Source organism: Geodermatophilus maliterrae, from assembly GCF_041018925.1.
In the GTDB taxonomy this organism is placed as follows: Bacteria; Actinomycetota; Actinomycetes; order Mycobacteriales; family Geodermatophilaceae; genus Geodermatophilus; species Geodermatophilus maliterrae.
In genome coordinates this window covers 1-900 of record NZ_JBFNXQ010000224.1, presented here as the reverse complement: position 1 = coordinate 900, position 900 = coordinate 1, and the positions used below count along the sequence as shown (strand labels likewise).

General features: G+C 68.9%; 1 protein-coding gene. It reads right to left on the bottom strand.

The features are described 5' to 3' along the window. Positions 1-26: 26 nt before the first annotated feature. Positions 27-233 carry a hypothetical protein gene (locus tag ABQ292_RS26590; protein WP_369210702.1) on the bottom strand — a complete coding sequence of 69 codons (207 nt, stop codon included), beginning with the start codon at positions 231-233 and terminating at the stop codon, positions 27-29. Positions 234-900: the final 667 nt, after the last annotated feature.

Here is a 900-nt window from a genome sequence, read left to right as displayed (position 1 = left end):
TAGGACAATCCTCACCGGCGACCGCGTCAGCGGGATGGGTGTCGGCGACCCCAGGTCGCGTGGTGCTCGTCGGCGGCTCGGAGCAGGGCGTAGGGCCGGCGGCTGTACGCCTCGAGGACGGCGTCGAGTGCGATGTAGAGACCGGGGAGGTCGCGGTCGTAGATCCGCCCGTCATCGAGCTGCTGAGCCAGCTCCTGCAGCGCCTGCGGCCAGTCCCGTCGGGTGAGCGGCACCCGCGTCGGAATCTCCAGTCGCCGCTCGACGACCTGGACGGCCGCACGACCGGAGGCTGCGGCCCGCGCTTGTTCCCAGGCTCGGTGTCGGCAGGTGGCCGAACACCATTTGGGGATGGGTCCGCGGCTTCGGGGGGTGATCGGCCCCCCACACCAGCCGCAGGTCGTCGCCACAGTCCGTCGTCCTCGGCCATCAGCCTCGGCGCCGGGCGCCTGCGATCGAGCCTCCTCGGCCTGCGCAGCCTGGGCCTGCTGGCGCCGCCGCTGCTCCCGTTCACGCCGTCGAGCCCGGTAGCTGGCGTTTCCGCTGCTTCCCATGTGCTCAATCCTGCAGCTGAAGCTTCAGTAACTCGTCACCACGAATTGCGGAACCCGGCGGTGCATGAGGTGTAACCGATGTCGATCTTGTATCGCCGCGCTTGGGGATGAGAATGCGAGAGCCGTCCGGCGACGTCGTTACACACTGGCGCGGGCGAGCCCGTTGAGGTGTATGGCGCGGGGTCCTCGGGTGCCCTTGATTGCTGCGGTAGAGCGCGTGGGTCTGTGTCCTGGCAGAGGTCCCTCCGGACGGTGTCTACCTGCTGTCGTCGGGAGGTGATCGGGGTGGAGGTCCTGTTCGAGCGGGTCGCCGGGCTGGACATCGGCAAGGAGTCGCTGTGTGTCTGCG